The sequence below is a fragment of the Bacteroides caecigallinarum genome, assembly GCF_021530995.1.
Lineage (GTDB): Bacteria > Bacteroidota > Bacteroidia > Bacteroidales > Bacteroidaceae > Phocaeicola > Phocaeicola faecigallinarum.
Map to the genome: position 1 here is coordinate 1 of NZ_JADYTF010000165.1, position 5123 is coordinate 5123.

Below are 5123 nucleotides of genomic sequence, written 5' to 3' on the forward strand. Positions count from 1 at the left end.
CAGCAGAACCACCACCTAAGGAGGTAATAAGCTCATAAGAGGGGCTTGTCTGATATGAAAATAACTCCCAACTTATCTATTTCAGCAAGTTGGGAGGGAATTCACGTCTTTAGCGGACAGTAATAAATCCAAATACAAATCTTCTTGTCATATAAAAAAGTTTTTCACATTAACAGACTGCAAATTTAATTATTAGCCACAAAAAAAGCCATCGAACGATGGCTTGATATTTGATAATCAGGAAAATTATTATTTGGTTTCTGACCAGATTTTATTTATAGTCTGGGCTATGGAAGAAAACTCTTCGGAAGTCAATGAAAGCTTAGGGTTAGAAAAAAGCATATCCGACTCATTCTGAATAGGTATAAGGTGGATGTGAGCATGCGGTACTTCAAGACCTATAACAGCTTCGCCTACCTTCTTACATGGGAAAGCTTTCTGAATAGCAAGTGCCACACTTTTAGCAAATACATGCATATCGGCCAGTTCATCGTCTTCGAGGTCGAAAATATAATCAACCTCCCTCTTAGGCACTACAAGTGTATGTCCCTTTACCAATGGATTGATGTCAAGAAAAGCATAAAATTTGTCATCCTCAGCCACTTTGTAGCTTGGAATCTCTCCTGCAATGATTTTACTGAATATAGTTGCCATATCTTATTATATATTAAATAAGGCAAGTCCGCACAAAGCGGACCTGCCTTAACTATTAAAATGATATACTTAAAATTTCAAGACTTATTTTACCCTGTGGGATAGTAATTTCGGCTACATCACCAACTTTCTTGCCTAATAGTCCCTGAGCAATAGGTGTAGTGACAGAAATCTTTCCTTCCTTAAGATTAGCTTCACTTTCAGACACAATGGTATAGGCCATTTTCATGTTATTCTTTACATTCTTAAGCTCCACACGTGTAAGAATCTGAACTGTGTCAGCCTTCATCTTTGAAGTATCAATAATCTTGGCATCACCTATAGTGGCCTTAAGCTGGTTGATTTTCATTTCAAGAAGTCCCTGCGCTTCCTTTGCCGCATCATATTCGGCATTCTCTGACAAGTCTCCTTTATCACGTGCTTCTGCTATAGCAGCAACAATCTTAGGGCGTTCTACAGCCTCCAAATGCTTTAACTCGGCCAACAGTTTCTGATAGCCTTCTTCTGACATATAAGCCATAATAATTTTCCTCCTAAATTATTTCGTTATTAATTAATTATTCTGATTTTGATATAAAACAAAAAAGAATTCCGACATGTTCAACGATGCCGGAACCCTTTATACCCTATTCTGTTTGCAAAGATATGTTTTTTTCTTATAAGTCAAGCATATAAGTAACTTATTTTTACATGCTATTAAACATGTCAGAGCAATTTCTTGATTTCCGCTTCAATATCTGTTTTCTCATCCAGCCTTAAAACAAGCTCATTGTTTTTATTAACAAGGAATGCTGTAGGAAGTGCAGTTATTCCATAAATTTTGGCATAAGTTGAATATGGTCCCTGAGGGTCGCGCACACATACCCATGGAAGATTGTCGCACGCTGTTTTCCAGAAATGTTCGTCAGTATCCAACGAAACCTGATAAATCACCAGACCTTGTGAGGCGTATTTGCTGTAAAGTTCCCTTAATGCCAATGTTCTGGTTCCTGAATTAGGAGTAGCATACGCTGTGAAATCAATAAGAACTACTTTACCCTTGTAATCTGTAAGATGTTTTGTTTCACCTTTAATATCTTTCAGAGGAATGTCTATAATAGATGTCTCCTGAACCAAGCCATCTGGTATTTCCACAGATTTCTGTTGCGGAGCACGAGTATTTTTCATTCCTTTAATTACCATATTGTAAAGATTGCGAGAACGGTCAGCATGCGGATAATTATGATTAAGGCTAGTAGCCACAGCGGCAAAACACTTCACATCTTCTCTATTTGAAAAAGGATCGAATATCATAAATCCGTTTAATTGCTGGAACAACGCAAAATAAGAAGATGCCTTTTCAGGCTCTTTATAGATATAGTTTTGTTTCACATTATCTTTATAAGCCGAAACGAGCTTTGCCAAACTGTCCTGAGCAAGACCTATCGGCATTCCGGATTTGTTCAAATCATTTACCTTGTTCTGAAGTTCGGCCTGAAGCAAAGACAATTCCTTTATTCTGACATTACTTTCAGAACCTGTAATATTATAATCAGAAGAAAATCCTGTATAATCGGATTTGATGGTTACAGTCTCAGTAGAATCTACTACGAAATTAATTACTTTGTCTTCTATCCTTATGCGATAAAAATCAGGAGCCTCAGGACGAGCCTCGGCAAAATGAAAGTTTCCCTTACTATCAAGTTTTACTGAATCCATTTTAAGAACACCGTTTATAGACGTATGTTCAATATACAATGTTTTATCTTCAGCACCGGCAATCTCACCTTCCACATTAAAAACCGGTCCACGGTTACAAGCAGCAATACCAAGAGACAAGAATATGGCTGCAATATAATTTTTCCTGATCATATCGTTAGTTATATAGGTTAAAAATTTTTTTTAGCGATGCAAAGTTACTGTTTTAAACGATTTCACAAAGTTTTTTTATTTCTTCTTAATGTTAAGCGGCAAAAAATTAGCATATTATGAAAGTTTCACCTCATTTTCACCTGTTTACTGCGATAAAATGTATATCTTTGCGCATATTTTGACGAAAAAACTATATTAAATCAATTTTTATGATCAATCCAATTGTTAAGACGATCGAGCTTGGAGATGGAAGAACCATCACACTCGAAACGGGAAAGCTGGCAAAACAGGCAGATGGTGCTGTTATGCTACGCATGGGTAACACCATGTTGCTAGCTACTGTTTGTGCAGCAAAAGATGCAGTTCCCGGTACAGATTTCATGCCTTTACAGGTAGAGTACAAAGAAAAATATTCAGCATTCGGACGTTTCCCTGGCGGTTTCACAAAACGCGAAGGCAAGGCTTCTGACTACGAAATTTTGACTTGCCGCCTTGTTGACCGCGCATTGCGTCCTCTTTTCCCTGATAATTATCACGCAGAGGTATATGTAAACATTATCCTCTATTCGGCAGATGGAGTTGATATGCCAGATGCTCTTGCAGGTCTTGCAGCTTCGGCAGCACTTGCTGTTTCTGATATTCCTTTCGGCGGTCCTATCTCAGAAGTACGTGTAGCACGTATAGACGGACAGTTTGTCATCAACCCTACATTCGAGGCTCTCGAAAAGGCAGATATGGACTTGATGGTTGCCGCTACTTACGAAAACATCATGATGGTGGAAGGTGAAATGGAAGAAGTTTCAGAACAGGATCTTCTTGAAGCGATGAAATTTGCTCACGAAGCTATCAAAGTTCACTGCAAGGCTCAGATGGAACTTATGGAAGAAGTAGGTTCTACAGTTAAACGTGAATACTGCCACGAAGAAAACGATGAAGAACTCCGCAAGGCTGTTCACGATGCATGCTACGAAAAAGCATACGCTATCGCAGCATCAGGCAACAGAAACAAACACGAACGCGGTGATGCTTTCGAGGCTGTATGCGAAGAATTCAAGGCTCAGTTCACAGAAGAAGAACTTGAAGAAAAGGGTGCAATGATAGACCGTTACTACCACGATGTAGAAAAAGAGGCTATGCGCCGTTGTATACTTGACGAAGGCAAGCGTCTTGACGGACGTACTACTACAGAAATCCGTCCTATCTGGTGCGAAGTAAGCCCACTGCCAGGTCCTCATGGTTCTTCAATCTTTACACGTGGTGAAACTCAGTCTTTGAGTACTGTAACACTCGGTACAAAACTCGACGAAAAAGTAGTTGATGACGTACTTGACCAGCACAAGGAACGTTTCCTTCTTCACTACAACTTCCCTCCTTTCTCTACAGGTGAAGCAAAAGCTCAGCGCGGTGTAGGACGTCGTGAGATTGGTCACGGACACTTGGCATGGCGCGCTTTGAAGGGACAGATTCCAGCAGATTATCCATACTGCGTACGCGTAGTTTCAGATATACTTGAATCAAACGGTTCATCTTCAATGGCAACAGTATGTGCCGGAACATTGGCTCTTATGGACGCTGGTGTACCTATCAAGAATCCGGTATCAGGTATTGCAATGGGATTGATCAAAAATGCCGGCGAAGACAAATATGCCGTTCTTTCAGATATCCTTGGCGATGAAGACCACCTCGGAGATATGGACTTTAAGGTAACAGGTACTTGCAAAGGTATCACTGCCACTCAGATGGATATCAAGTGTGACGGTCTTACTTACGACATCCTTGAAAAAGCACTTCTTCAGGCAAAACAGGGTCGCGAATATATCCTCGGAAAATTGACAGAATGCATCGCAGAACCTCGTGCAGACCTTAAGCCACACGCTCCACGTATCGAGACTATGACAATTCCTAAAGAATTCATAGGCGCTGTAATCGGTCCTGGTGGTAAGATTATACAAGGTATGCAGGAAGAAACAGGTGCTACTATCACAATCGAAGAAGTTGACAATGTTGGCCGTATCGAAATTTCAGGTACAAACAAGAAGTCAATTGACGATGCTATCCGCATGATAAAAGGTATTGTAGCAGTTCCTGAAGTAGGTGAGGTATATACAGGAAAAGTTCGTTCAATCATGCCTTACGGTGCATTTGTAGAATTCCTTCCAGGTAAGGACGGTTTGCTTCACATCTCAGAAATCGACTGGAAACGCCTTGAGACTATCGAAGAATCAGGTTTGAAAGAAGGTGACGATATAGAAGTAAAACTTCTTGAAATCGACCCTAAGACCGGTAAATTCAAGCTTTCTCACAAGGTTTTATTACCAAAACCTGAAGGTATGGAAGAAAACAACAAAAAACGTGAAAGAAAACCTCAACAGAAATAATTCAATTTAAAAAAGGTGATCAAATGATCACCTTTTTTATTATAAAGTAAGTATTTTTCCAACAGAAACTGTTACTATAAAAATATAAGGGAAAAACATTAATATTAAAACAAGTAACCATCCAAAATTGGCGTATTGACTAGCATGGCTCTTTCTCATACCTTTGTGCTAAACTTAAAACTTGAAAGATTATGTTTAGCGAAAAAGACTTTGAAAGACTGTGGTTCCTCTACAAGACCG

The 5123-nt window shown here is 39.4% G+C and carries 4 protein-coding genes; 1 reads left to right on the forward strand and 3 read right to left on the reverse strand.

Translation table 11 applies throughout. From position 1 onward, the window contains the following. Window positions 1-249: 249 nt before the first annotated feature. The 3 genes from I6E24_RS15215 to I6E24_RS15225 all read right to left on the reverse strand — a co-directional run bounded on the left by I6E24_RS15215 (window position 250) and on the right by I6E24_RS15225 (window position 2505). The gene (locus tag I6E24_RS15215) at window positions 250-654 is read right to left on the reverse strand and encodes an HIT family protein (RefSeq protein ID WP_235329443.1); all 405 of its coding nucleotides are present in this window, start codon (window positions 652-654) and stop codon (window positions 250-252) included. Window positions 655-709: 55 nt separating this feature from the next. After that, on the reverse strand, window positions 710-1174 hold the full coding sequence (gene greA / locus I6E24_RS15220) for a transcription elongation factor GreA (RefSeq protein WP_235329444.1): 465 nt from the start codon (window positions 1172-1174) through the stop codon (window positions 710-712). A 185-nt stretch (window positions 1175-1359) separates the two neighbouring features. Continuing rightward, window positions 1360-2505: a TlpA disulfide reductase family protein gene (locus I6E24_RS15225; protein ID WP_235329445.1), complete on the reverse strand. Its 1146-nt coding sequence runs from the start codon at window positions 2503-2505 to the stop codon at window positions 1360-1362. 209 nt (window positions 2506-2714) lie between these two features. Here I6E24_RS15225 and pnp point away from each other — a divergent pair, with 209 nt between their 5' ends. Continuing rightward, on the forward strand, window positions 2715-4883 hold the full coding sequence (gene pnp, locus I6E24_RS15230; protein ID WP_235329446.1) for a polyribonucleotide nucleotidyltransferase: 2169 nt from the start codon (window positions 2715-2717) through the stop codon (window positions 4881-4883). Window positions 4884-5123 lie beyond the last annotated feature (240 nt).